Origin of the sequence: Enterobacter genomosp. O, assembly GCF_001022965.1 — a bacterium.
In the GTDB taxonomy this organism is placed as follows: Bacteria; Pseudomonadota; Gammaproteobacteria; order Enterobacterales; family Enterobacteriaceae; genus Enterobacter; species Enterobacter cloacae_L.
Map to the genome: position 1 here is coordinate 339,064 of NZ_LECZ01000022.1, position 22,131 is coordinate 361,194.

Genomic DNA, 22,131 nt, shown 5'->3' on the forward strand with positions numbered 1-22,131 from the left:
TACAACCTAGAAATCCACGCGCAGGCCGACATTGCCCACTACCGGTGACTCGACGTGCTCACCCTTCGCATAGCTCGCATCCATCCAGACCCGCGTTGACGGTGTGACCATCACGCTGATACCGCCCGTGAACGTACCGCCTGTTCCGGTAAAGTCGTTGGTAAAGTCATAGGTTTCGTTAATTTGCGTACTGCCGTTTTTGACCAGCCCCTGAATCAGGGCCGCCGTCGCATAAGGCATGACCTGCACCTCACCGGCCTCCAGACGGGTACTCACGCGCAGGCCTGCTTGCGCCTGCAGTGAACGCCCGTCGCCGGTTTCCGCCGTCATTCCGTTGTTCAGTTTTACGTGCTCAGACGGGGTCATCCAGCCGTCGAGACCGACAAACGGCGTCAGACGCGTGGCATCGCTCAGGGCGATGTAACGACCCGCTTCCAGCCCCAGTCCGTATCCCCAGCTGTTCCAGTCCGCACGCGCGGTGCCGCCATCGCTCATGCGGGCGCTCATCTTGTTGGCAAAATGGTTAATCTGCGCGGAACCACTGGTGTACCAGCCGTTAGCCGAGTTCAGCGTGGCATACAGACCGCCGCCGTAGCTGGTTACCCGGCTCTGGCCGCCGCGAGCATGTTTAACCTGGCCGATTGACTGGCTCAGCCAGGCGCCGGTGGTGAGTTCCCCCGCATTTAAAGATGTCACCTTGTCACCACCCAGCATCATGCCGTTCTGTTCAAGGCGGTATGCGGAACCCCAGGCACCGTCAACATCGCTGCGGCCGTGCAGCACTGTGCCCCACATCCCTGACTGCGGCTGGGCGAGGGTGTCGTTAAGACGCGAACGAAGAACGTTCAGCTCATTTTCGTGAATAAACTGAGGGGCAGAAGCCATTGAGAGCATTGCATCGGTCGAGGCTGAGGTTGAACCTGCCGCCTGAACCAGCTCCCACTGGTTGCCATTACGCACCAGCCTATGCTGCCATGCGCCCGCATCCAGGCGGCCGCCGTTCAGGGCAAACTCAGCATCACCGCCGCCGGTGCGCACCAGCGTCAGCGCGTCGCGACCTGCCTCACGGCCGCTGGCCGCCACGTGCAGGGTATGTTTCCCGCTGGCGCTGTCGGTGATATCCAGAAGATCGGCCTCACCGGTGAGGAGATCGGCATTCATCACAAAATGACCGCTGCCGGAGAGCGTGCCGAGCGTCAGGGTTCTGTATGCCTCCCCTTCGGCAAATTTCACCGTCCCGCCCGCCATGGAGAGCGCCTTGATATCGGAATTCGCGGTCATTTCATAGAGGGAGGTCTTGTCCAGCGACAGGGAATTGACGTTAGTCATACCGCCGGAGAGATGGCTACCGCTGCCGAGCGCGACGTCAACTACGGCGCCCTCTTCCGCCTGGATAGCGCCTGCGGCCTGGCTGGCGCTGAGCGACAGGGATACCTCACTGCCCTTTAAGGCGGTCAGGAGTTCGCCTGTATCAGAGCCAGCGGTGCTGCCATTTGTCAGGAGAATATGTTGGGTACCACTGCTGGCCATAAACGCAGGGCCTTCTACCGCCCCAACGCTGGAGCCGTCCAGACCCACATTGTTATTGCCATTAAGGTACATACCGGACCGATAACCCTTAATAGCGCTACCGACAAACGTGCCGTTAGTACCTTTAAAATCAACTGCCCCGCTATAGATACTGTCGTTATTATCAATAATGCCGTTCTCGACGATGACCTCTGCATTATTCGCCGCGAGTTGCTGCGTGCGGATTTGTGACGCAGCTAATTGAGCGTCAAATACAAGAAGCTGAGTTGCGATCGTCGTATTCCGCAGTCGGGTGTCCCCCAGTAATGCGGCGAAATTAACGTTAGCATTATCAATGGTTGCCGTACTGCCTGCTTCAAGCATCAGGTAGCCATTAATCTGACCGCCGTCCATGTCCAGATGACCGTCAGAAATAGTCACTTGATTGGCAATCGCATCCTTTGCGGTTAGCGTCGCGCCATTTTTAACCTGATAGTCTTCATTACTGGGTGAACTACCGTCAATCAGGGTGTCTTTATCGATGAGGGTGGCGGCAGAGGTAGCGCAGGCGGTGCCAAGCAGCGCGACAAGAATCGCCTGACGCAGGTAAGAATAGGGATATAACGGTTTCATAAATTGCCTTTCTGATTAGAAATAAACAGAGAAGAGTTCCTCTCTGTTTATTCATCGGTGAAAAGGCAATCAACTGAAATTATTTATCCAGCATGCTCTTTTTTACGTTCGGCTTTAAACAGAGCCACTCGCCCTTCGACGGCGATCTCCACATGATAGAAATAGCGAGAGAGCAGAGACGCTAACCCCTCTGCGCTGTCGGTGCGATTAGAAAAAATGCCTTTTTGATTATAAATGCGCATCAGTTTTCGCCCAAAAATATTATGGCCCGCATCGTCACCCAGGATGGTTGCGCCAAATAAACGCCCCTCTTTCGTTAATGCCGCACTGGCATGGGCAATCACTTCTGCTTTATCGTTCATTTCGCCGGGCAGACAATGGAGCAAATAGAACATCGACACGGAATCAAATTGCGCCTGCAAATAGCTTGGGTAAGGGTCGAACACGTCATGCAATATGGACTCTTTAACTCTGTGTCTGCCTGCGCGCGTATTCGCTGCCTCAAGGCTCGCTACATTCAAATCGAGAAGAGAAATGTTGCAGGAATCTGGCGCAAACGACAGGTAGTACCCGGTTCCTACCCCCACGTCGAGATGGTTATTTTTCATGTTATTTCTGAAGTGGGGAATAAGATGTCGCTCTGTAACGCATTTCCAGGCATAGCGGTTGGAAACACGCAGTACCCACCAGTCATAAAGTTTCAGTGAGAGTGATGTATAGACTTTTATTCCGTCACGTGTTTTTTTATGCATAGGATCCCTGCGCGGTCGGTACAGTAAAAAAGGCCACGCTGCGTGGTCTTAGTCATCAAAAGTAGAAGGTGAATTGCGCGTGGTATAAATTGCGCTTTATGATGCTATCAAAAAGCTCATTTTGTTTATCTGGTAATAACCTTACAGATCTTTCCGCTATTAGCGAGTTTAGCGATCGGGATAAATAACCTAAGGCCCTACCCCCTGAAATGCTTACATATGTCATCGTTTATTAATGTTATAAAGGATTGCCTGTAACAAAAAGGTTGCCATAATATATTCCCACCGTTCGTCTTCAGGAGAAAAACCGTGCGCTATTTCGCTATTGTGGTTTCATCTATTTTAATGTGTGGTTCTTCGCTTGCCGCCTCCGTTAATTCCGCAAATGTTCCTGAGCTGGCAGAAGCCCTGAACACCCGCTTTGCAGTCATGAAGGATGTGGCAGGCTATAAGGCTGCAAACCACCTCCCCGTTGAGGATCTCCCGCGAGAAAAAAATGTTCTCCTGAAGGCGCAGAGTGCTGCCCGAGACGCCATGCTTGCACCGCAGAGTATTGATACATTTGTCCAGACGCAGATGGCTATCAGTAAAAATATTCAGTATCGCTATCTTGACCGCTGGCGTTTACAGCCTGAAAAAGAGTGGCAGCCACGCCCCCTTGCTCAGGTGAGAGCACAGATTCTCGAACTGGATAATACCATCCTGAATCTGATTAGCCGTCAAATCCTGACCGGCGGCGGATTTAGTGAAGAGCAGGGCCGCATGCTGGCTCAGTTGCTGGATGATAAGGAAATAACAGCGCTGGAGAAGGCGCAACTGATCGGTGCGCTCGGAAAGATTAAACGTCAATGACTGTCTGCCTGAACCCGTCATGCTTACGACGGGTTCAGGGTTTCATTACTTATTTTTCAATGCACATTGTGCAACATCAGCCTTTAACGCATTAATTTCATTCTGCTGTTCACGTACGGCTTCAATCAGCGGGGCCACCAGCTTTTGATAGTCGACCTGTTTTTTCCCCCCTTCCGTTTTGACCAGTTCCGGGTAGACTTTTTCCACATTTTGCGCAATTAAACCGACATCCTGGCTTTTGTTCTCTTTCCAGGTATAAGAGACCCCTTCCAGCTGAAGAATTTTGTCCAGAGAGCCTTTAAGAGGGCGAATATCTTCTTTCAGTCTTTCGTCACTGAAGGGACAGCATTTTGCGCCCAGGTCGGCCAGGGCTGACGAGGAGAACACCAGAGGAATAATAAATGCGGCTTTCTTTAACAACATAAACGCTCCGTAAATGTGTGTGAGACACTGGATAGTCAGGATTATGTATTTAAAAATAAGAGTGCCAGCCAGATATTCCGGCACTGACGATGCAACGGTAACAATTATTTTTATTTCAAACCATACGTTCTACTTAACAATAATCGCTTATTATTGCCGGCAATTACCGCTATTAATCTGACCGTTTATTTTGTTAATTCAGTTTCCGCTTCGAGCAGCGCGTCCCTGGCCTCTTCCAGCTTAGCGCGTTTTTTGGCAATCTTATCAGCACGCCCGGACGCGTTTGCTTCCTGTAATTCCTGTTCCCGCTCGCTCACCTTCTGCTGTTTTTTAAGTACATCCGCTTCACGCTCTTTCCTGAGCGAGGCATCGGTACAGGTCGCGACAACTTCAGCGTAGGCTTTTTTTAAGCCCTCGACGCGATAGTGATTTTCGTGCGTTTCCGCCTGGCGGATTTGCAGCTCGATGTTATGCCGTTTTGCCGCACATCCTGTTAATGCTTCCTCCGCAAATGCGGTAAAAGGAATACTCATGGTTACCACTGCTGCAAGAAATGTTCGCTTATACATCTTTTGATTCTCCACTTATTTTACTCGACTGCTTTAGCGTTATTTCGGCGGACGGCGTATTTTCTAAAATTTTTCTCCCTGACGAGATCAGCAGGACGGAGCAGTGCATCACTCGATCTTGCCTATGGGAGTTTTGTCACTGAAACAAAACGGCATAAGTGTTTGAATAGCGACCTGGAGCGGGGCTTTGTACGTTCGGGACTATTCCCCCTGCTCCGTTTTGTTGTTGCCTTCATGCCGGGTTCTTTGGCATGTTAACAGCAAATCACCTTCCCTTTTTGTTCAAGTGACGAGTTTGCAAAGCGATGATTAAGTGGCCCTGGAAAACGAATGAGGCTGGCCGGGATATGGCGCTGCCGTGGGATGACGCGCTGGCGATCCCTGTTCTGGCTAATCTTAAGCCGGATGAACAATCGAAACTGGTTCAGATGGCGGATCGTTTTTTGCAGCAAAAACGCCTTGTCCCGCTGCAGGGGTTCGAGCTCGATCCCCTGAAAAACGCGCGTATCGCTCTGCTTTTCTGCCTGCCGGTGCTTGAGCTCGGCATTGAGTGGCTGGACGGTTTTCACGAAGTGCTGATCTACCCTGCGCCGTTCGTGGTGGATGACGAGTGGGAAGATGATATCGGCCTGGTGCATAACCAGCGCGTGGTGCAGTCCGGACAAAGCTGGCAGCAGGGGCCGATAATCCTGAACTGGTTAGACATTCAGGATTCGTTCGACGCGTCCGGTTTTAATCTGATTATTCATGAAGTGGCGCATAAGCTGGATACCCGCAACGGCGATCGCGCCAGCGGCGTACCGCTGATCCCGCTTCGCGAGGTGGCGGGCTGGGAGCACGATCTGCACGCAGCGATGGATAACATCCAGGACGAAATCGACCTGGTGGGTGAAAGCGCAGCCAGCATTGACGCCTATGCGGCCACCGACCCCGCAGAGTGCTTCGCAGTGCTCTCGGAGTATTTCTTCAGCGCGCCCGAGCTATTTGCCCCACGCTTCCCGGCGCTCTGGCAGCGTTTCTGCCAGTTTTATCAGCAGGATCCCCTGCAGCGCCTGCGGCAGAATGAGGCGTCTGGCGGCGCATCGTCGATCCATTAAGGTTTTTCAGCAGGGGTACGCTCGGTAGACCATACCCCTATGCTCAACGCTAAAAACAGCAGCGCCATTCCCCACGCGGCCAACGTTAAAGAGTGCTCCCCGTAAAAGCGCGTCACAACCGGCACCAGCAGCGCGCTGACGCCGTAGCCCAGCGTATGGCTGGTGGCGATAACACCCGCCCCTTTCCCGGTGGTCAGCCGATCGTTCAGCAGTAGCTGGTAGCCCGGCGTGGCCATCGCCGCACCGAGCGACGTGATAACAATCCCCACGTAGAACAGCGTTAATCCGGCGACAGCCATCAGCCCAAGTCCCACGACCATCAACACCGCCGCCATGCAGAGCAACGTCACCGGGCTGAAATGCTGCGGGCGGACGACCAGGAACTGCGCCGCGAGCGTGGCCAGCGCGGCCAGGCTCAGCAGGAGCGCAACGTGATGGCTAATATCCCGGGCGTTGCCGTCCAGCAGGGGGCTAAGATGCGGTGACAGGCCAAGCTGCATCAGGCTGACCAGCGCCGCCAGCAGCAGCGCCAGCAGCAGGAACGGCAGCATGGAGGCCTGCAGGCGGGTTGCCTGGTGCGCCACCGGCGGCAGCGGCGGGTCAGAGACTTCGCGAAGCACCAGCAGCAGGGCGATAAACGGCGCGACCGCCATCAGCCAGAGCGGCGCTACCGGATTGACGCTCAGCATCAGCGCCGCCAGCGGCGGGCCGAGCAAACGCCCGCAGCTGAGGCCGGAGCTTATCGTCGCCAGCGCGGCCATTCTTTTCTCCAGCCCCCCACGCTGAATAGCCCACGTCTGGGCCGCAGGCACGAGGCCCGAGACCGTCAGCCCGTAGATCAGACGTGAGAGAACAAGCCCCGCCAGTCCCCAGACGCTATCGAGCCTTCCGGCCGACATCGCCCAGACCACCAGCGCCATCACCACGAAACTGGCCAGATAGCCGCCCAGCGAGGCCAGCATCACGGCCTTACACCCCCGCCGCTCGCTCTGGCGTCCCCACCAGGGTGAGGCCGGTAAAAAGAGCATGGATCCGAACATCAGCAGCCCGGCCCAGACCGAGAGTGAAAGCCCGGTCAGGTTGACCAGCTGCGGGAGCATCACCAGCAGGCCGTTTTGCCCAATACCTAATAAACCGGCACATAGCGCCAGGGGCCAATTGGCTTTTGAGGTGACGTTCTCGGTCAATGTTTCAGAGTCAGCGCGCATAAGAATGTGAACATAGTGTCAATAAATGTGTGGAAATCATGAAGTTTATGAAAACAAATATTGCAAAAATGGTTGCGACTGTAAACAGAATGAATATCATAACGAGAATTATTATCAATCATGGAATGAGGTACATCTATGCGTGCTCTGCCCCGCGCTGCCGGTACAGACGTTGCTGCCCAGTGTTTTTTAAACGCCCTGCTGCGCGAAACGAAGGACTGGCGCTATCTCCCCTCTGCCACTGAGGATGCGCTATCGCAGATTCATATCCCGCTTTCTCAAACCCAGGCTATTCGGGTTCCGGTACGCTATTTCTCTCCCACCCAGCATCATCAGTACCGTTTCCCGGCAACCCTTATTCAGCGCGACAGCGATGACGGTGACGCCGTCACATTCCCCCAACTGGTTGATTTACTTCTTGAAAAACCGTCCGTAAAAGGCTCTCTCGATGCCGCTACGCTGTCGCGTTTTAAGCAGCGCGTCCTCGAAAGCCATGCGCACACCTGGCAAGCGATTGATTTACGCCACGGCTGGGCAACCCTGCGCGACAAGCCGCTAACGTTTGCCGACGCGGAACAGGCGCTGCTGGTCGGCCATGCGTTTCACCCGGCACCGAAGTCGCACGAGCCGTTTGACGAAACCGAAGCGCGTCGCTATCTGCCCGACTTCGCCTCCCGCTTCCCGCTGCGCTGGTTTGCCGTAGAAAGCACGCTGATTGCCGGCGACAGCCTGAACGTCTCCCTGCGTGAACGCCTGCTGCGCTTCGCCGCCCAGAGCGCACCCGAGCTGCTCGGCCACTTCACCGACACCCGCTGGCTGCTGCCGATGCACCCGTGGCAGGCCGACTATCTGCTGCAGCAGGAGTGGTGCCAGCGTCTGGTGGAAAAAGAGGCCCTGCTGGATCTGGGTGAAGCTGGCGCGCAGTGGCTGCCCACCAGCTCCTCGCGCTCGCTGTACAGCGAAACCAACAGCGACATGATTAAGTTCTCCCTCAGCGTGCGCCTGACCAACTCCGTGCGCACGCTGTCGGTGAAAGAGGTCAAGCGCGGGATGCGCCTGGCGCGCCTGGCGAAAACGGCGCGCTGGCAAGAGCTCCAGGCGCGCTACCCCACCATGCGCGTCATGCAGGAAGACGGCTGGGCCGGGCTGCGTGACGAAAGCGGCGCCGTTCAGGAAGAGAGCCTGATGGCCCTGCGCGTCAACCTGCTGTTTGACACGCCGGTGACGCAGACCAACGTGCTGGTCAGCCTGACGCAGGCCGCGCCGGACGGCGGTGACAGCCTGCTGGCCGCGGCGGTGCGCCGTCTCAGCCTGCGTCTGGATTTACCGCTTGCCCAGGCCGCGCGCTGCTGGCTGGACGCCTATTGCGACCGCGTATTACTCCCTCTGTTCAGCGCCGAGGCGGACTACGGTCTGGTCCTGCTGGCGCACCAGCAAAATATCCTCGTTGAGATGCAGCAGGACTTCCCCGTCGGGCTTATCTACCGCGACTGCCAGGGCAGCGCGTGGACCGAAGGGGCCGATGCGTGGCTGCAGGAGGCGGGCGAAAGCGAGGTGGAAAACCGCTTCGGTGAGAGCCAGCTGCTGCGCTACTTCCCCTATTACCTGCTGCTGAACTCCACGCTTGCCGTCACCGCCGCCCTCGCCGCCGCGGGTTTTGACAGTGAAGAGAGCCTGATGTCCCGGGTGCGCGACGCGCTGATGGAGCTGCGCCAGACCGCGAAGCAGACCCGCTGCCTCGACTACGTGCTGGACAGCCCAACCTGGAACTGCAAAGGCAACTTTTTCTGCTACCTGCACGACCGCAATGAAAACACCATCGCCGATCCGGCGGTGATCTATTTCGACTTTAGCAACCCGTTTTACAAGGAGAAGGCGTGATGGCTATCGCGAATATCGTCCATTCCGGCTACGGCTTTCGCTGCACCGCCACGGATCGCGCGCTGCCGCTGGCGCTGGGTCTCGACGGCAGCGCGGTGCTTGAGCGCCTGAACGACATCCCGGACGGCTGGCTGGTCGAAGCCCTGGATCAGCTGTTCGTCGCCGCGCCTGCGCTAACCGGCATCACGCTGCCGTGGGCGGCGTGGCAGGATGAACCTCAGGCGCAGGCGCTGTTTAGCCAGGCCCACGGGGATTATCTGGCGCGCGACGCCTTCTGGCAGCTGCCGCTCTGGCTAAAGGGTGAACGGCCGCAGGCCAGCGGCGGGATGCAGTTTGACGAGAGCCGTCAGCTGTACTTCCCGCTGCGCCCTCACCGCCCGCAGGGCGAGGTGTATCGCCGTTACGATCCGCAAATTAAGCGCACCCTCAGCTTCCGCGTGGCGGACGTGGCGCTGGACGGCGAGCGATTCACAAACTGGATGAATAACCCGCGCGTGAACGCCTTCTGGGAGATGGCCGGCCCGCAGGCCGAGCAGGAAAACTACCTGCGCCGCCAGCTCGACTCAACGTATTGCTACCCGGTTATCGGCTGCTTCGACGACCAGCCGTTCGGCTATTTTGAGCTCTACTGGGCGCCGGAAGATCGCATTGGTCGCCACTATCGCTGGCAGCCGTTTGACCGCGGGCTGCACATGCTGGTGGGTGAAGAAAACTGGCGCGGCGCGCAGTACATCCGCAGCTGGCTGCGCGGCCTGAGCCACTATCTGTATCTCGATGAGCCTCGCACCGCGCGCATTGTCGCCGAGCCGCGCTTCGACAACCAGCGCCTGTTCCGTCACCTTTCCTCTGCCGGTTTTGACACGGTGAAAGAGTTCGATTTCCCGCACAAGCGCTCGCGCCTCATCATGAGCCAGCGTCACCGCTTCTTCAGCGAGGTAGGCCTGTGAACGCACTCTGGCAAAAAGTGAACCGTGAGATGGTGGCGAAGATCCTCGCCGAGCTGGAATACGAACGCACCCTGCGCGCCGAACCGCTTTCGTCGGACCGCTGGCAGATCGGCATGGGCAGCGAAATATGGCAGTTTAGCGCCACGCGCGGGATCTGGGGCTGGCTGCATATCGACCCGAACAGCCTGACGACCCTCAGCGGCGCGGCAGTGGAAGCCGAAAGCGCGCTGCTGCAGCTGGCAACGGTGCTGGAGATGAGCGACGCGCAAACGGCAGAGCATATGGAAGATCTCTACGCCACGCTGCGGGGGGATATTCAGCTTTTACAGGCGCGCGAAGCGCTGGATGCCGACGCGCTTATCCACCTCGACCCGGACGAACTGCAGTGTCTGATGAGCGGCCATCCGAAGTTTATTTTTAACAAGGGCCGCCGCGGCTGGGGCCTGGACGCGCTGCGCCAGTACGCGCCGGAATACCGCGGGCGTTTTCGCCTGCACTGGGTCGCCGTCCAGCGGGAGCATCTGGTCTGGAGCAGCGACGCCGATTGCGACATTCACAACCTGCTGGCCAGCGCCATGGACAAAGCCGAGCGCGCGCGGTTTGACGCCCGCTGGCAGGCGCTGGGCCTCGACGACGGCTGGCTGCCCGTGCCGCTGCACCCGTGGCAGTGGCAGCAGAAGATCGCCATTCATTTCCTGGCGCAGCTGGCGCGCGGTGAGATGGTTGAGCTGGGCGAGTTTGGCGATGAGTATCTGGCGCAGCAGTCCCTGCGCACGCTCACCAACGCCAGCCGCCGCGCGCCGTATGACATCAAGCTGCCGCTGACCATCTACAACACCTCCTGCTATCGCGGCATTCCGGGCAAGTACATTGCCGCCGGGCCGCTGGCCTCGCGCTGGCTACAGCAGCAGTTCGCCAGCGACGCGACGCTTGCCCGCTGCGGTGCGCAGGTCCTGGGTGAGCCCGCAGCCGGGTATCTGTCGCATCCGGGCTATGCCGCATTGCCGAAAGCGCCCTACCGCTACCAGGAGATGCTGGGGGTGATCTGGCGCGAAAACCCGTCCTGCTATTTAGATGACGGTGAACAGGCGGTGCTGATGGCGGCGCTGATGGAAACCGATAACGCCGGGCGTCCGCTGATCGACGCGTGGATTAAACGCTCGGGGTTAAGCGCCGAGGCGTGGCTGGAAAAGCTCTTTGAAGCAACGGTGATCCCGTTCTACCACCTGCTCTGCCGCTACGGCGTGGCGCTGATCGCCCACGGGCAGAACGTGACGCTGGTGATGAAAGATTACGTCCCGCAGCGCATCCTGCTGAAAGATTTCCAGGGCGATATGCGCCTGGTGGATGAGGACTTCCCGCAGGCGCAGAGCCTGCCGGAGCAGGTGAAGGCCGTCACGGCGCGCCTGAGCGCGGATTATATTATTCACGACCTGCAAACCGGCAACTTTGTGACGGTGCTGCGCTTCATCTCGCGTCTTACCCTGCAAAGCGGCGTCAGCGAAACGCGCTTCTACCAGATCCTGGCGCAAGTTTTGCGGGGTTATATGGCCGCGCACCCGGATCTGGCGGACCGCTTCGCCAAATTCGATCTCTTCAAGCCGCAGATTATTCGCGTGATCCTCAACCCGGTCAAACTGACCTTCTCCGAACACGACGGCGGCAGCCGCATGCTGCCGAACTATGTCTCCGATCTTGATAACCCACTTTTTCTGGCCTCACGGGAGTCAGCGCAATGAAAACCTATGATTTCATCGGCATTGGTATTGGCCCGTTTAACCTCAGCATCGCCGCTCTGGCGGAAGGGCTGGACGGCTTTAGCTCGCTGTTTCTTGAGCGCAAACCGCACTTTTCATGGCACCCTGGGATGATGGTGCCGGACTGCCACATGCAGACCAGCTTTCTGAAGGATCTGGTCAGCGCCGTGGAGCCTACCAACCGCCACAGCTTCCTGAACTACCTGGTGCAGCGTAAAAAGTTCTACCGCTTTCTGACCACCGAGCAGCGCACCGTCTCCCGCGAAGAGTTTGCCGATTACCTGTGCTGGGCGGCGGAAAACCTCACCAATCTCGCCTTCAGCCAGCAGGTGCAGCAGGTCAACTTTGATGAGAAAAGCGGCCTGTTTGAGGTGGTAACCCAGCGCGATCGCTTCCTGGCGCGCCACGTCTGCGTGGGGATTGGCAAACAGATCAATCTGCCCGACTGCGTTACCGTGCAGGACGATACCTGCTTCCACGCCAGCGAGATGATGCTGCGCACGCCGGATCTCGCAGGCAAGCGCGTTACCGTTGTCGGCGGCGGTCAGAGCGGTGCGGACCTGTTTTTGAACATCTTCCGCGGCGAGTGGGGCCAGCCGCTGAGCCTGAACTGGGTGTCGCGCCGCAATAACTACAACGCGCTGGATGAAGCCGCGTTTGCCAACGAGTACTTCACGCCGGAGTACGTGGACAGCTTCTCCACGCTCGGTGAAGAGGCCCGTCGCCAGATGCTGCACGAGCAGAAGATGACCTCTGACGGTATCACCACCGAGTCCCTGCTGGCGATTTACCGCGCCATGTACCACCGCTTTGAAGTGCTGCGTGAAAAACCCTGGGCGCATCTCCTGCCGTCCCGCTCGGTATCGGCGCTGTCGCGTCAGGATAACGGACACCGTCTGAGCATTCAGCATCACCTCGACGGCGGCCGCGAGCAGCTGGAAAGCGACGTAGTGATTTTTGCCACCGGCTACCGCGCCGTACAGCCTGCATTCCTCGCGCCGCTGTCTCACCGGCTGAAGCTGGATACGGACGAAGCCTTCTGCATCAACAACGATTTCACCCTCGAATGGGACGGCCCGCAGAGCAACCGCCTGTTTGCCGTGAATGCCGGGATGCACCGGCTCGGTATTGCCGAACCCCAGCTCAGCCTGATGGCCTGGCGCGCGGCGCGAATTTTGAATCGCGCGCACGCGGACGAGCCGTTTGAGCTGGCCACCACACCCGGCGTTATCCACTGGCGGACCACCGCCAGCCCGGACAGCAATCCGGTTATTAAATCATTAGCAAAAACCACCGAGTACTGACACACACAATCAGGATCAACATAACAATGAAACGTTCTCATCTTTGGGTTTTAAATCCTTGCTTGCTTGCAATGCTTTCTACCTCTGCGTGGGCGGAAGAACAAAAGGAAGAAAATATCGTTGTCTCCGCCAGTCGCGCGCACCGCAGCGTGGCGGAGATGGCGCAGACGACCTGGGTCATTGAGCGAGCTGAAATTGAGCAGCAGGTTCAGGGCGGGAAAGAGATTAAAGAGGTGCTGGCGCAGCTGATCCCGGGGATGGACGTCAGCAGCCAGGGGCGTACCAACTACGGTATGAACCTGCGCGGCCGCTCCATGATGGTGATGGTGGACGGCGTGCGCCTGAACTCGTCCCGCAGCGATAGCCGCCAGCTGGACTCCATCGATCCGTTCAATATCGATCGCATTGAAGTGATCTCCGGTGCCACCTCGCTCTACGGCGGCGGCAGCACCGGCGGCCTGGTGAACATCGTCACCAAAAAAGGCCAGCCGGAGACCGAGGTTGAGTTCCAGACCGGGGCAAAAAGCGGCTTTAACAGCCACAACGATCACGATGAGAACGTGTCGGCGGCGGTCAGCGGCGGTAATGATAACGCGTCCGGTCGTCTGTCGGTGTCGTATCAGCGCTACGGCGGCTGGTACGACGGCAACGGCGACGAGGTGATTATCGATAACACCCAGACCGGCCTGCAGTATTCCGACCGTATCGATGTGATGGGGACAGGCACCATCAACATTGACGATCACCAGCAGCTGCAGTTAACCACGCAGTACTACAAGAGCGAATCCGACGGCAAGCACGGGCTCTATCTAGGGAAGAACTTCTCCGCGGTAACGGGGGATGCGAACGCGTACAACAAAGGCAACCTGGACTCTGACCGCGTCCCGGGGACCGAGCGCCATCTGATTAACCTGCAGTACTCGAATACCGATTTCTGGGGCCAGGACCTGGTTGCGCAGATTTACTATCGCGACGAGAGCCTGACCTATTATCCGTTCCCGACCCTGACCAAAGGGGTGGTGAGCAGCATCGGTGCGTCTCAGCAGAAAACCGATTTCTACGGCGGCAAGCTGACGCTGAACAGCAAGCCGGTGGACGATTTGACGCTGACCTGGGGTGTGGATGCCGACCATGAAACCTTCGATGCCAACCAGCAGTTCTTCGACCTGAGCAAAGCCGCGGCGAGCGGCGGCATGGAGCTGGACAACGCCTACAACGTGGGCCGTTACCCGGGCTACAGCATCACCAACCTCGCCCCGTTCCTGCAGGCAAGTTACGACATTGACGCCATCACCCTGAGCGGCGGCGTGCGTTACCAGTACACCGAAAACAAGGTGGACGACTTTGTTGGCTACGCCCAGCAGCAGGCCATCGCCACCGGGAAAGCCACCTCCGCAGACGCGGTGCCGGGCGGGAAAACCGATTACAACAACTTCCTGTTTAACGCCGGGATCCTTGGCCGCCTGACCGAACAGCAGCAGCTGTGGTTTAACTTCTCCCAGGGCTTTGAAATTCCGGACCTGGCGAAGTACTACGGCTCGGGTACCTATCAGCTCAGCAACGGTCACTATCGCCTGCTTAACAGCGTGAACGTGAACGATTCGAAGCTGGACGGCATCAAGGTCAACGCTTACGAGCTGGGCTGGCGCTATACAGGGGATAACCTGCGCACGCAGGTTGCGGCCTATTACTCGCTCTCGGATAAAACCATCACCATCAACAAAACGGATATGACCATCAACCTGGAAGACGACAAGCGTCGTATCTACGGGGTGGAAGGTCAGGTGGACTATTTCTTCACCAACAGCGACTGGAGCACGGGCGCGAACTTTAACGCCATTAAGTCTGAAACCCGCGAGAACGGCAAATGGGAGAAGCTGACGGTAGACAGCGCCAGCCCGTCGAAAGCCAGCGCATGGGTCAACTGGGCGCCGGGCGACTGGACCCTGCGCGTGCAGAGCACGCAGACCTTTGACGTGTCAGACTCCGACGGTAAGAAGATCGACGGCTACAACACGGTCGACTTCCTGGGCAGCTACGCCCTGCCTGTGGGTAAAGTCAGCTTCAGCGTGGAAAACCTGCTGGACAAAGACTACACCACCGCCTGGGGCCAGCGCGCGCCGGGGCTGTATAGCCCAACCTACGGGGCACCGGGCCTGTATACCTATAAGGGCCGTGGACGCACGTTTGGCCTGAACTACTCCGTACTGTTCTAACCCTTCGCGCCGCCTGTCTGCAGGCGGCGCATTTCCTTGTGTAATTTCAACGCAAATTTGCTATAAAATCAGCGATTTGCTGAAATTGTCAGCAAACGAGCGAAAAGCGTGTTTTCCCCCTTTGACAAGGTGAACCGAGGTCGATAATATGCGCCTCGTTCACACGATTCCTCTGTAGTTCAGTCGGTAGAACGGCGGACTGTTAATCCGTATGTCACTGGTTCGAGTCCAGTCAGAGGAGCCAAATTTGAAAAGCCTGCTTTTGAAGCAGGCTTTTTTGTTTTCATTTTCCATCGCATTGGGAGAATTTGGGCCAGGTTGAGTTCACCCCCTCTCATGGCTCCATAACAATGCGACCAAGCGGTTTCGCTGTCTCAGCGTATTCATGAGCCGCGGCAGCATTAGCCAGGGGGAAGATGCGGTCAATCACAACCCTGATGCGCCCTGCCGCTACAGCCTGCAATATGTCGTCCACGCTTGCCCGAACTGCGGGCCTTTCAAAAAGGGGCCCCATGAATACCCCCATGAGCGTCTGGTTAGACTGCATTGGCGACCACAGGTCGACGGTAAGACTGCCGCCGCCCGCGTTACCGACGAAGACGAGACGCCCTTCCGGAGCGAGTGCAGAAAGCGAAGCAGACAACGTCGTCCCCACCGGATCGATGACGAGGTCAACGCCGGCGCCATGGGTGTACTGTCGGACACTGTCCACGATATTATTTTCAGTACGATCCACGACATAATCGGCGCCAAGTTCAAGCAACCGGCTTCTTCGCTGCGTTCCGCTAGCCACGGCGATGACCGTTGCGCCTGCCTGTGAGGCAAGCTGAACGGCTGCGAGCCCTACGCCACCGGCAGCGGCCTGAATAAGGACGGTTTCTCCGTGCCGGAGCATGCCGCGAGTGAAAAGACAATGATGCGCGGTTCCGAAAGAAATCGGTACCGCCGCCGCTTCTGCCATATCCACCCCGTCGGGTATAAGCCAGGTGCGTTCCGCGGGCACAGCCCAACGTTCCGCATGCGATCCCTGCATGTGAAAAGCAGCGACTCTGTCCCCAACCGCACGGCTACGGACTTTCGACCCGATGGCAACCACCGTACCCGCTGCCGCGTAGCCGACGACCCATGAAGGAAGAGGCGGCGGGGTTGAACGGCGGTTGATCAGATCGCCACCTTCAATCGAGATAGCCTCGACCGCAATCAGGATGTCGTCGGGTCCTGTGACCGGATCCGGGATATCGACATATCTCAGGACACCGGGAGCGCCTTCCGCGTCATAAACCGCTGCTTTCATACATTTTCCTCTGTCTTATCTTTCGACTGGCGGAAAAAGCCGTAGCGCTCAGGGCAGCCTGGCTATAACCTTAATCTCAAACTGGAATCCGTAAAGCCACGTCACGCCGATCCCGGTCAACGTTGGGTAAGGCGCTTCCCCCCAATATTCTGGCAGGATACTCCAGATAGCGTCGAGGTTTGACTCGGGATCGACGACAAAGAGGGTCACGTCAACCACGTCAGCGAACGTGCAGCCCGCAGCCGCGAGGACAGCATTAAGATTATCGAAGGCCAGCCTGACCTGCGCTTTCAGATCGGGCTCAGGCGAACCATCCTCACGGCTGCCAACCTGCCCCGAAACGAACAGAAAACCGTTGGATTTGATGGCCGGTGAATAGCGATTGCGCTCATAGAGCGCCTGCCGACCGGAGGGAAAAACTGCTTCGCGTGCTGTCATGTTTGTACCTTTGCAATGGGGCGAAATCAGCCCGGTGAACATAAAGACACTTTACAGGTGCAGGATCGGGCGGATAAACAAGCGACTTTGTCCATCATTGTTTGTAATATCCAAACAATCGGCGAAAAGAGAGGATAAGGAATGGATCGTTTCGATGCGATGCGCGCCTTTGCTCGCGTGGTGGAGGCAGGTAGCTTCACAAAGGCTGCCCAAACGCTTCATATGAGCAAAACGACGGTGACGCAGCTCATTCAGCTGCTGGAAGCGCGCCTGCGCGTCAAATTGCTCCATCGTACCACCCGCAGGGTCGGCGTGACTCCCGACGGCGCAGTCTACTACGAACGCGTCATCCGCCTGCTGGCGGACATGGAAGATGCTGAAAACTGCCTGTCCAGCGCGGCGATGACGCCCAGGGGACGGCTACGGGTAGATGTGCCCAGTCCGCTGGCCCGCCTCATCCTGGTACCGGCGCTACCGGCTTTCCACGCACGCTACCCTGACATCCAGTTCGACATGGGCGTGAGCGACCGGGTGGTGGATCTGATTGGTGACAGCGTGGATTGCGTCCTGCGCGGTGGCGAAATCAACGACCAGTCCCTCATCGCTCGCCATGTCGGTGATTTGCAAATCGGCGTCTACGCCGCCCCCAGCTATGTGGAACGCCTTGGCGCCCCCTCCCACCCGCGAGAGCTGGAAAACACCGACCATCGCAGAGTAGGATTCTTGTCCTCACGCACCGGCAAGATTGATCCTCTGGTACTGCGCAGTGAGAGTGAACATATTGAAATCACGGGCAGCTATGTACTTGCCGTCGATGATGGCAATGCTTACCTCGAAGCCGGGTTAGCCGGGTTGGGCGTGATTGCGCTGCCAGTCTATATGGCGGCGGCACATCAGGCTGCCGGCGCTTTGATTCCGTTATTTACACAATGGCGTATCAGTCCCATGTCCCTGCACCTGGCGTTTCCGCCGAACCGCCACGTCAACGCTAAGCTGCGCGTTTTTATTGACTGGATCGTTGAATTGATGCAGCAGCATGTCCCCAACACCAACATAGCCGTAAAGCTATAGCAGCTATTATCCTGAGAGAACGTGCATGGTTCATGTGTTGTTACGCGAAAGCTGAAGACGTGCAGGAGTATTTCGTTGAATCCCCCGTCAGGTATTCACCGCATTGCGAGCAGTGTCGTAAAAAAGAGTTCAGGACTCCGTGAGCTGACGCCATGCCGCCACTTCCTCATCCAGCCACTCGACAAAGAGAGCCACCTCCGGCTTCGCCTCCGTTAACTGCGATGTCACCAGCCAGTAAGGCCAGGGATACGGCGCAGTGAAAGGGGTAAGCTGGACCAGTTCGCCCCGGGTGATGGCATCCTGAACCAGAGAACGGCGCTCAAGCGCGATTCCTTTACCGAGTCTGACAGCCTCGAGGACTAAGTTTGAGTCGTTAATGCATAAGCCACCGGGCACAATATCCTTCTCCAGCCCCGCATTAAAACACCAGGTTTTCCACGATTCCATGGAGAATATGATTTGGCTCTTCGCCACCTCTGCGGGCGTCGTCGGGAGGACACCGCCGTTATAACCGGGTGCCGCAACCACAATCAATTCATCTGAAAAAAGATAATGGCAGTCGCTGCCTTCCCAGTTCCCTTTCCCCATGCGGATCGCAATATCTATCCCTTCCTGCTGCATGCTGGCGATCGTCAGGCTGGCCTGAAGTCGCAGCGTGATGTGCGGATATTTTTCCCGAAACCGTTCCAGACGCGGCAACAGCCAGTGACAGCCAAAAGACGGCACCATCGCCAGCGTCAGTTCCAGTATTCTCGGTTTCACCTGCACTAAACGGGTAGCATCGGCGATATGGTTCAGCGCCTCGCGCACCTGTAACGCATAGAGCCGCCCCTCTTCGTTGATCTGTACCCCTCGGCCATGACGGATAAACAGCTTCACGCCCACCATTTCCTCCAGCACTTTGATCTGCTGGCTGATGGCGGAATGGGTAACGTGGAGCTCTTTCGCCGCAAGCGTTACGCTGCCAAGGCGGGCCACAGCTTCAAAACTACGCAAACTTGCGATAGGTGGAAAATCCGACATGAAAGTACTTCCTTATCTGCGCTGGATGAATAACGACAACAAGCCCATCTGTCAGTAATGCTAACCTTTTCGGTAAGATACTGTAGATATTCGCCATGAAAATTCTCATGTAATGTCTTTTTATCATCTTCATTGACGCGTTATTTCACAGAGACAGGAAAACGGGAATCATGATTAAACTTATTGGCATGATGGATTCACCCTATGTTCGGCGCGTGGCGATTTCCCTTGAGCTTTATGGCGTAAAGTTTGAGAGTGAGCCGCTGTCGGTCTTTAGCACATTTGAAGCGTTTTCCCGAATCAACCCCGCGGTAAAAGCGCCCACGCTGCTTCTGGATAACGGAATACGGCTGATGGACTCGTCGCTAATACTGAATTATTTCGAGGCCCAGGCCGCACCTGAACGGAGAGTGCTCCCCGTGGCGCCGGATGCGCTGGCAAACGATCTCCAGACGCTGGGCTTTATCCTCGCCGCGGCGGAGAAAGCGGTGCAAAATGTGTATGAACACAACCTGCGCCCGGAGGAAAAGCAGCACGGTACCTGGATCGATCGCATTACTACCCAGCTACTGGCGGCCTGCAGGGAATGGAATACCTTGCTGAAGGGGCGTCCGGCCACAGCTGTTCCCGATCAGGTTGCCGTCACCAGTACGGTTGTCTGGACGTTTATTCAGTCGATGATCCCGTACGTCGTTAACGCAGAGGATTTTAGAGAGATTCAGGCAGTTGCCGAATCATTCGAATCGCTGTCGATCTTTAAAAAATACCCTTTCAACTAAGCGTTGAGCCCGGTCAGCGCAGCGCTACCGGGCAAGCCAGCACTTAAATCTGATAATCAATTGCCACTTCTTCCGGCTCCATTACCTGGCGTTTAATCTCATCGACGGACAGCCCGGCGTTGCAGAGCTCGATAAAGCGCCAGACATAGTTGCGCTGTAGCTGTCCGCGCTTCAGGCCGAGCCAGACGGTATTGGCGTCAAACAGATGGCGTGTATCCAGACGCACCAGATCCCCGGCCTCGCGCTCGCCGCCGGACTGTTCCGCCACCAGGCCAATGCCCAGACCCAGCTCGACGTAGGTTTTGATCACATCGGAATCCTGCGCGCTCAGCACGATGTCCGGCGTTAACCCTTTGCGGTTGAAGGCTTCATCAATACGCGAACGTCCGGTAATGCCCTGGCGGTAGGTTATCAATGGCCACTTTGCAATCTCTTCCAGCGTCAGGGGAGAGACCTGATTCAGGGGATGATCGACGGGGAGCAATAAGCTGTGGTACCAGCGGAACCAGGGAAAAGCCACCAGCAGCGGGTCGTTGCTCAGGCGTTCGCTGGCGATGCCGATATCCGCCCCGCCGTTTTGCAGCAGCACTTCAATTTCCTGCGGCGTGCCCTGGATAAGCTCCAGACGGACATCGGGGAAAAGTTCGCGGAAGGCTTTAATCACCGGCGGCAGGCTGTAGCGGGCCTGGGTGTGGGTGGTGGCGATGGTGAGCACGCCGGAGGCATCATTGGTAAAGAGATCCGCGAGACGTCGAACGTTGCTGGCCTCGTTGAGGATCCGCTCAGCAATGGTGAGCAAGGCCTTACCGGGCTCGGTCATGCCCAGCAGACGCTTGCCGCGGCGGATAAAGATCTCTATCCCCAGCTCTTCTTCCAGCTCGCGGATATGGCGGCTGACGCCGGACTGAGAGGTATAAAGCATGTTGGCGACCTCGGTCAGGTTGTAGTCCCGCCTGGCCGCCTCACGGATAATTTTAAGTTGCTGGAAATTCACGATTCACTCCGGCGCATCTGAGATAGCTCTATTGTTAGAGTCAGCTGAGCTGCAGAACAAATAATAAAAACCAGCATCTTATGCTTTTATGGAATATCAGCTCACGAGCTGAAGCTCGCGGTTCTCAAGCGATGGCTTGCTGACAAGCGACATCAAAATCTCTTTTACCGCCTGCGCCTGCGGCGAGAGCGATCCGCGTGCGGACATGTTCAGCGACAGCGGCAGGCTCATTGAAGGCGTGGTGATGCGCGCCATCCAGCCGTTTGCCGCACTGCACAGCGAGCGCGCGGCAGATTCTGGCAGAACCGTCACCCCCATTCCGCTGGCAATGGCCGCGGTCAGCGTGGAGATAGAGTCGATCTCGCCGATGATTTTTGCCGTCAGGCGTCGCAGGGAGAACGCTTCATCCACGCGCACGCGCACGGCGCTGTAATCGCGCGGCAGATAGAGGTTCATCTCTGCCACGGCGGTAAGGTCTACGCTCTGGCCCGGACAGTCGCGGGTGCCCACGAGGTAAAGATCTTCTTTCAGCAGCGGCTGGCTGGTGATCCCGGCGACCGGGGAGCGATCGTAAAGGACCGCCATATCCAGCTGGCCGCTCAGCAGTTTGTCATTCAGTACGGACCCGCTGTTTTCGTGCAGGTATACCAGCACCTCCGGCAGCTCGGCGCGAACGGCCTGCAGCAGCGGCATGGTAATAGACGATGCGGCCGTTCCCGGCGCCAGGCCGATAGAAACGTGCCCGCTCAAGGTCTGGCCCACGTTGTTCACCGCCAGCTGCGCCTGTTCACACTGGCGGAGGATGGTGCGCGCGTGGGTATACAGGATCTTACCGGCTTCCGTTGGCGTGACGCCGCGTTTGGTGCGAATCAACAGCTGCTGATCCATCTCGCCTTCCAGAGTAGCCACCTGCTGGCTCAGCGCAGGCTGCGCGATATGCAGCACTTCTGCCGCTTGAGTCAGGCTGCCGATATCGACGATTTTTACGAAGTATTTCAGTCGTCTTAAGTTCATTTTGCCCCCTGTTCGAAAATGCTGTGCCGGAACCGGCTGTCGTTGTTGAACAGGTTTTGCAATATGAATGCCACTTTTACCAGGCGGTCTGAATTGTTCGCTAAGCGCCTGAAAATAAGGAAACCTAATCACGGAGGTGGGTTTTATTACTGAAACAGCAGTTTATGATCTGCCCCATTAGGGGTATACGCGCACCAAAGCGGTGCATTCCGCTGGCAAAAACACCACTTTGCCGATTTTGTCAGCAAACGATCAAAAGGCGTTGATCCACCCTTTGACAAGGCGAACGCAGGTCGATAATATGCGCCCCGTTCACACGATTCCTCTGTAGTTCAGTCGGTAGAACGGCGGACTGTTAATCCGTATGTCA

The 22,131-nt window shown here is 57.2% G+C and carries 19 protein-coding genes and 1 tRNA gene; 10 read left to right on the top strand and 10 right to left on the bottom strand.

Annotated features, from left to right (window positions below):
• Nucleotides 1–6: 6 nt before the first annotated feature.
• Nucleotides 7–2,142, bottom strand: a complete 2,136-nt coding sequence (locus ABR39_RS05265; RefSeq protein WP_047346064.1) for an autotransporter outer membrane beta-barrel domain-containing protein — start codon at nt 2,140–2,142, stop codon at nt 7–9.
• 83 nt (nt 2,143–2,225) lie between these two features.
• Nucleotides 2,226–2,894, bottom strand: a complete 669-nt coding sequence (locus ABR39_RS05270) for a class I SAM-dependent methyltransferase (protein ID WP_047346065.1) — start codon at nt 2,892–2,894, stop codon at nt 2,226–2,228.
• Between the two features lie 309 nt (nt 2,895–3,203).
• Between ABR39_RS05270 and ABR39_RS05275 the strand changes: the two genes are divergently transcribed.
• Nucleotides 3,204–3,746: a chorismate mutase gene (locus ABR39_RS05275; RefSeq protein ID WP_047346066.1), complete on the top strand. Its 543-nt coding sequence runs from the start codon at nt 3,204–3,206 to the stop codon at nt 3,744–3,746.
• 45 nt (nt 3,747–3,791) lie between these two features.
• Here ABR39_RS05275 and ABR39_RS05280 read toward each other — a convergent pair whose 3' ends face one another.
• Both ABR39_RS05280 and ABR39_RS05285 read right to left on the bottom strand, forming a co-directional pair.
• Nucleotides 3,792–4,169: a tail fiber domain-containing protein gene (locus ABR39_RS05280; RefSeq protein WP_047346067.1), complete on the bottom strand. Its 378-nt coding sequence runs from the start codon at nt 4,167–4,169 to the stop codon at nt 3,792–3,794.
• Nucleotides 4,170–4,354: 185 nt separating this feature from the next.
• Complete coding sequence (locus ABR39_RS05285; protein WP_240477055.1) at nt 4,355–4,702, bottom strand: DUF1090 domain-containing protein; 348 nt, start codon at nt 4,700–4,702, stop codon at nt 4,355–4,357.
• 341 nt (nt 4,703–5,043) lie between these two features.
• Here ABR39_RS05285 and mtfA point away from each other — a divergent pair, with 341 nt between their 5' ends.
• Nucleotides 5,044–5,835: a DgsA anti-repressor MtfA gene (gene mtfA, locus ABR39_RS05290; RefSeq protein WP_047346069.1), complete on the top strand. Its 792-nt coding sequence runs from the start codon at nt 5,044–5,046 to the stop codon at nt 5,833–5,835.
• Here mtfA and ABR39_RS05295 read toward each other — a convergent pair.
• A complete protein-coding gene (locus ABR39_RS05295; RefSeq protein WP_047346070.1) occupies nt 5,832–7,043 on the bottom strand; it encodes an MFS transporter in 1,212 nt (403 codons plus the stop codon). The two genes, mtfA and ABR39_RS05295, sit on opposite strands and share 4 nt — an antisense overlap.
• 138 nt (nt 7,044–7,181) lie before the next feature.
• Here ABR39_RS05295 and ABR39_RS05300 point away from each other — a divergent pair, with 138 nt between their 5' ends.
• The 6 genes from ABR39_RS05300 (at nt 7,182) to ABR39_RS05325 (ending at nt 15,392) form a co-directional block, all read left to right on the top strand.
• Nucleotides 7,182–8,924: an IucA/IucC family protein gene (locus tag ABR39_RS05300; RefSeq protein WP_047346071.1), complete on the top strand. Its 1,743-nt coding sequence runs from the start codon at nt 7,182–7,184 to the stop codon at nt 8,922–8,924.
• The gene (locus ABR39_RS05305; protein ID WP_047346072.1) at nt 8,924–9,871 is read left to right on the top strand and encodes a GNAT family N-acetyltransferase; all 948 of its coding nucleotides are present in this window, start codon (nt 8,924–8,926) and stop codon (nt 9,869–9,871) included. The genes ABR39_RS05300 and ABR39_RS05305 overlap by 1 nt, the downstream gene beginning before the upstream one ends.
• Nucleotides 9,868–11,610, top strand: coding sequence for an IucA/IucC family protein (gene iucC, locus ABR39_RS05310; RefSeq protein WP_047346073.1), 1,743 nt, complete (start codon nt 9,868–9,870; stop codon nt 11,608–11,610). Before ABR39_RS05305 ends, iucC begins: the two co-directional genes overlap by 4 nt.
• Entirely contained in the window at nt 11,607–12,932 is a 1,326-nt protein-coding gene (locus ABR39_RS05315) for a lysine N(6)-hydroxylase/L-ornithine N(5)-oxygenase family protein (RefSeq protein WP_047346074.1), read from the top strand. Before iucC ends, ABR39_RS05315 begins: the two co-directional genes overlap by 4 nt.
• Nucleotides 12,933–12,958: 26 nt before the next feature.
• Complete coding sequence (locus ABR39_RS05320) at nt 12,959–15,148, top strand: TonB-dependent siderophore receptor (protein ID WP_047346075.1); 2,190 nt, start codon at nt 12,959–12,961, stop codon at nt 15,146–15,148.
• Nucleotides 15,149–15,316: 168 nt separating this feature from the next.
• A tRNA-Asn gene (locus ABR39_RS05325) sits at nt 15,317–15,392 on the top strand.
• 90 nt (nt 15,393–15,482) lie between these two features.
• Here the strand turns inward: ABR39_RS05325 and ABR39_RS05330 are convergent.
• Nucleotides 15,483–16,442 carry a quinone oxidoreductase family protein gene (locus tag ABR39_RS05330; RefSeq protein WP_047346076.1) on the bottom strand — a complete coding sequence of 320 codons (960 nt, stop codon included), beginning with the start codon at nt 16,440–16,442 and terminating at the stop codon, nt 15,483–15,485.
• A gap of 48 nt (nt 16,443–16,490) precedes the next feature.
• Nucleotides 16,491–16,880: a RidA family protein gene (locus tag ABR39_RS05335; RefSeq protein WP_047346077.1), complete on the bottom strand. Its 390-nt coding sequence runs from the start codon at nt 16,878–16,880 to the stop codon at nt 16,491–16,493.
• 141 nt (nt 16,881–17,021) lie between these two features.
• On the opposite strand from ABR39_RS05335, the gene ABR39_RS05340 reads away from it, so the two are divergent.
• Nucleotides 17,022–17,951, top strand: a complete 930-nt coding sequence (locus ABR39_RS05340; RefSeq protein WP_047346078.1) for a LysR family transcriptional regulator — start codon at nt 17,022–17,024, stop codon at nt 17,949–17,951.
• Between the two features lie 129 nt (nt 17,952–18,080).
• On the opposite strand, the gene ABR39_RS05345 is transcribed toward ABR39_RS05340, so the two are convergent.
• Complete coding sequence (locus tag ABR39_RS05345) at nt 18,081–18,974, bottom strand: LysR substrate-binding domain-containing protein (RefSeq protein WP_047346079.1); 894 nt, start codon at nt 18,972–18,974, stop codon at nt 18,081–18,083.
• Nucleotides 18,975–19,144: 170 nt separating this feature from the next.
• Here ABR39_RS05345 and ABR39_RS05350 point away from each other — a divergent pair, with 170 nt between their 5' ends.
• The gene (locus ABR39_RS05350) at nt 19,145–19,753 is read left to right on the top strand and encodes a glutathione S-transferase family protein (RefSeq protein WP_082132627.1); all 609 of its coding nucleotides are present in this window, start codon (nt 19,145–19,147) and stop codon (nt 19,751–19,753) included.
• Between the two features lie 43 nt (nt 19,754–19,796).
• Here ABR39_RS05350 and cbl read toward each other — a convergent pair whose 3' ends face one another.
• Together cbl and nac are read right to left on the bottom strand one after the other, a co-directional pair.
• Nucleotides 19,797–20,747, bottom strand: a complete 951-nt coding sequence (gene cbl / locus ABR39_RS05355) for an HTH-type transcriptional regulator Cbl (protein WP_047346080.1) — start codon at nt 20,745–20,747, stop codon at nt 19,797–19,799.
• A gap of 96 nt (nt 20,748–20,843) precedes the next feature.
• Nucleotides 20,844–21,761 carry a nitrogen assimilation transcriptional regulator NAC gene (nac, locus tag ABR39_RS05360; protein WP_045908128.1) on the bottom strand — a complete coding sequence of 306 codons (918 nt, stop codon included), beginning with the start codon at nt 21,759–21,761 and terminating at the stop codon, nt 20,844–20,846.
• Nucleotides 21,762–22,131 lie beyond the last annotated feature (370 nt).

Excerpts from the sequence above, each read along its gene's own strand:
- ABR39_RS05350 (WP_082132627.1), top strand. The coding sequence starts at position 19,145 with ATGATTAAACTTATTGGCATGATGGATTCACCCTATGTTCGGCGCGTG.
- ABR39_RS05285 (WP_240477055.1), bottom strand. The coding sequence starts at position 4,702 with ATGAGTATTCCTTTTACCGCATTTGCGGAGGAAGCATTAACAGGATGT.
- ABR39_RS05270 (WP_047346065.1), bottom strand. The coding sequence starts at position 2,894 with ATGCATAAAAAAACACGTGACGGAATAAAAGTCTATACATCACTCTCA.
- ABR39_RS05345 (WP_047346079.1), bottom strand. The coding sequence starts at position 18,974 with ATGTCGGATTTTCCACCTATCGCAAGTTTGCGTAGTTTTGAAGCTGTG.
- mtfA (WP_047346069.1), top strand. The coding sequence starts at position 5,044 with ATGATTAAGTGGCCCTGGAAAACGAATGAGGCTGGCCGGGATATGGCG.
- ABR39_RS05295 (WP_047346070.1), bottom strand. The coding sequence starts at position 7,043 with ATGCGCGCTGACTCTGAAACATTGACCGAGAACGTCACCTCAAAAGCC.
- ABR39_RS05335 (WP_047346077.1), bottom strand. The coding sequence starts at position 16,880 with ATGACAGCACGCGAAGCAGTTTTTCCCTCCGGTCGGCAGGCGCTCTAT.
- ABR39_RS05320 (WP_047346075.1), top strand. The coding sequence starts at position 12,959 with ATGAAACGTTCTCATCTTTGGGTTTTAAATCCTTGCTTGCTTGCAATG.
- ABR39_RS05330 (WP_047346076.1), bottom strand. The coding sequence starts at position 16,442 with ATGAAAGCAGCGGTTTATGACGCGGAAGGCGCTCCCGGTGTCCTGAGA.
- ABR39_RS05305 (WP_047346072.1), top strand. The coding sequence starts at position 8,924 with ATGGCTATCGCGAATATCGTCCATTCCGGCTACGGCTTTCGCTGCACC.
- ABR39_RS05280 (WP_047346067.1), bottom strand. The coding sequence starts at position 4,169 with ATGTTGTTAAAGAAAGCCGCATTTATTATTCCTCTGGTGTTCTCCTCG.
- ABR39_RS05315 (WP_047346074.1), top strand. The coding sequence starts at position 11,607 with ATGAAAACCTATGATTTCATCGGCATTGGTATTGGCCCGTTTAACCTC.
- ABR39_RS05265 (WP_047346064.1), bottom strand. The coding sequence starts at position 2,142 with ATGAAACCGTTATATCCCTATTCTTACCTGCGTCAGGCGATTCTTGTC.
- ABR39_RS05340 (WP_047346078.1), top strand. The coding sequence starts at position 17,022 with ATGGATCGTTTCGATGCGATGCGCGCCTTTGCTCGCGTGGTGGAGGCA.
- nac (WP_045908128.1), bottom strand. The coding sequence starts at position 21,761 with ATGAACTTAAGACGACTGAAATACTTCGTAAAAATCGTCGATATCGGC.
- ABR39_RS05300 (WP_047346071.1), top strand. The coding sequence starts at position 7,182 with ATGCGTGCTCTGCCCCGCGCTGCCGGTACAGACGTTGCTGCCCAGTGT.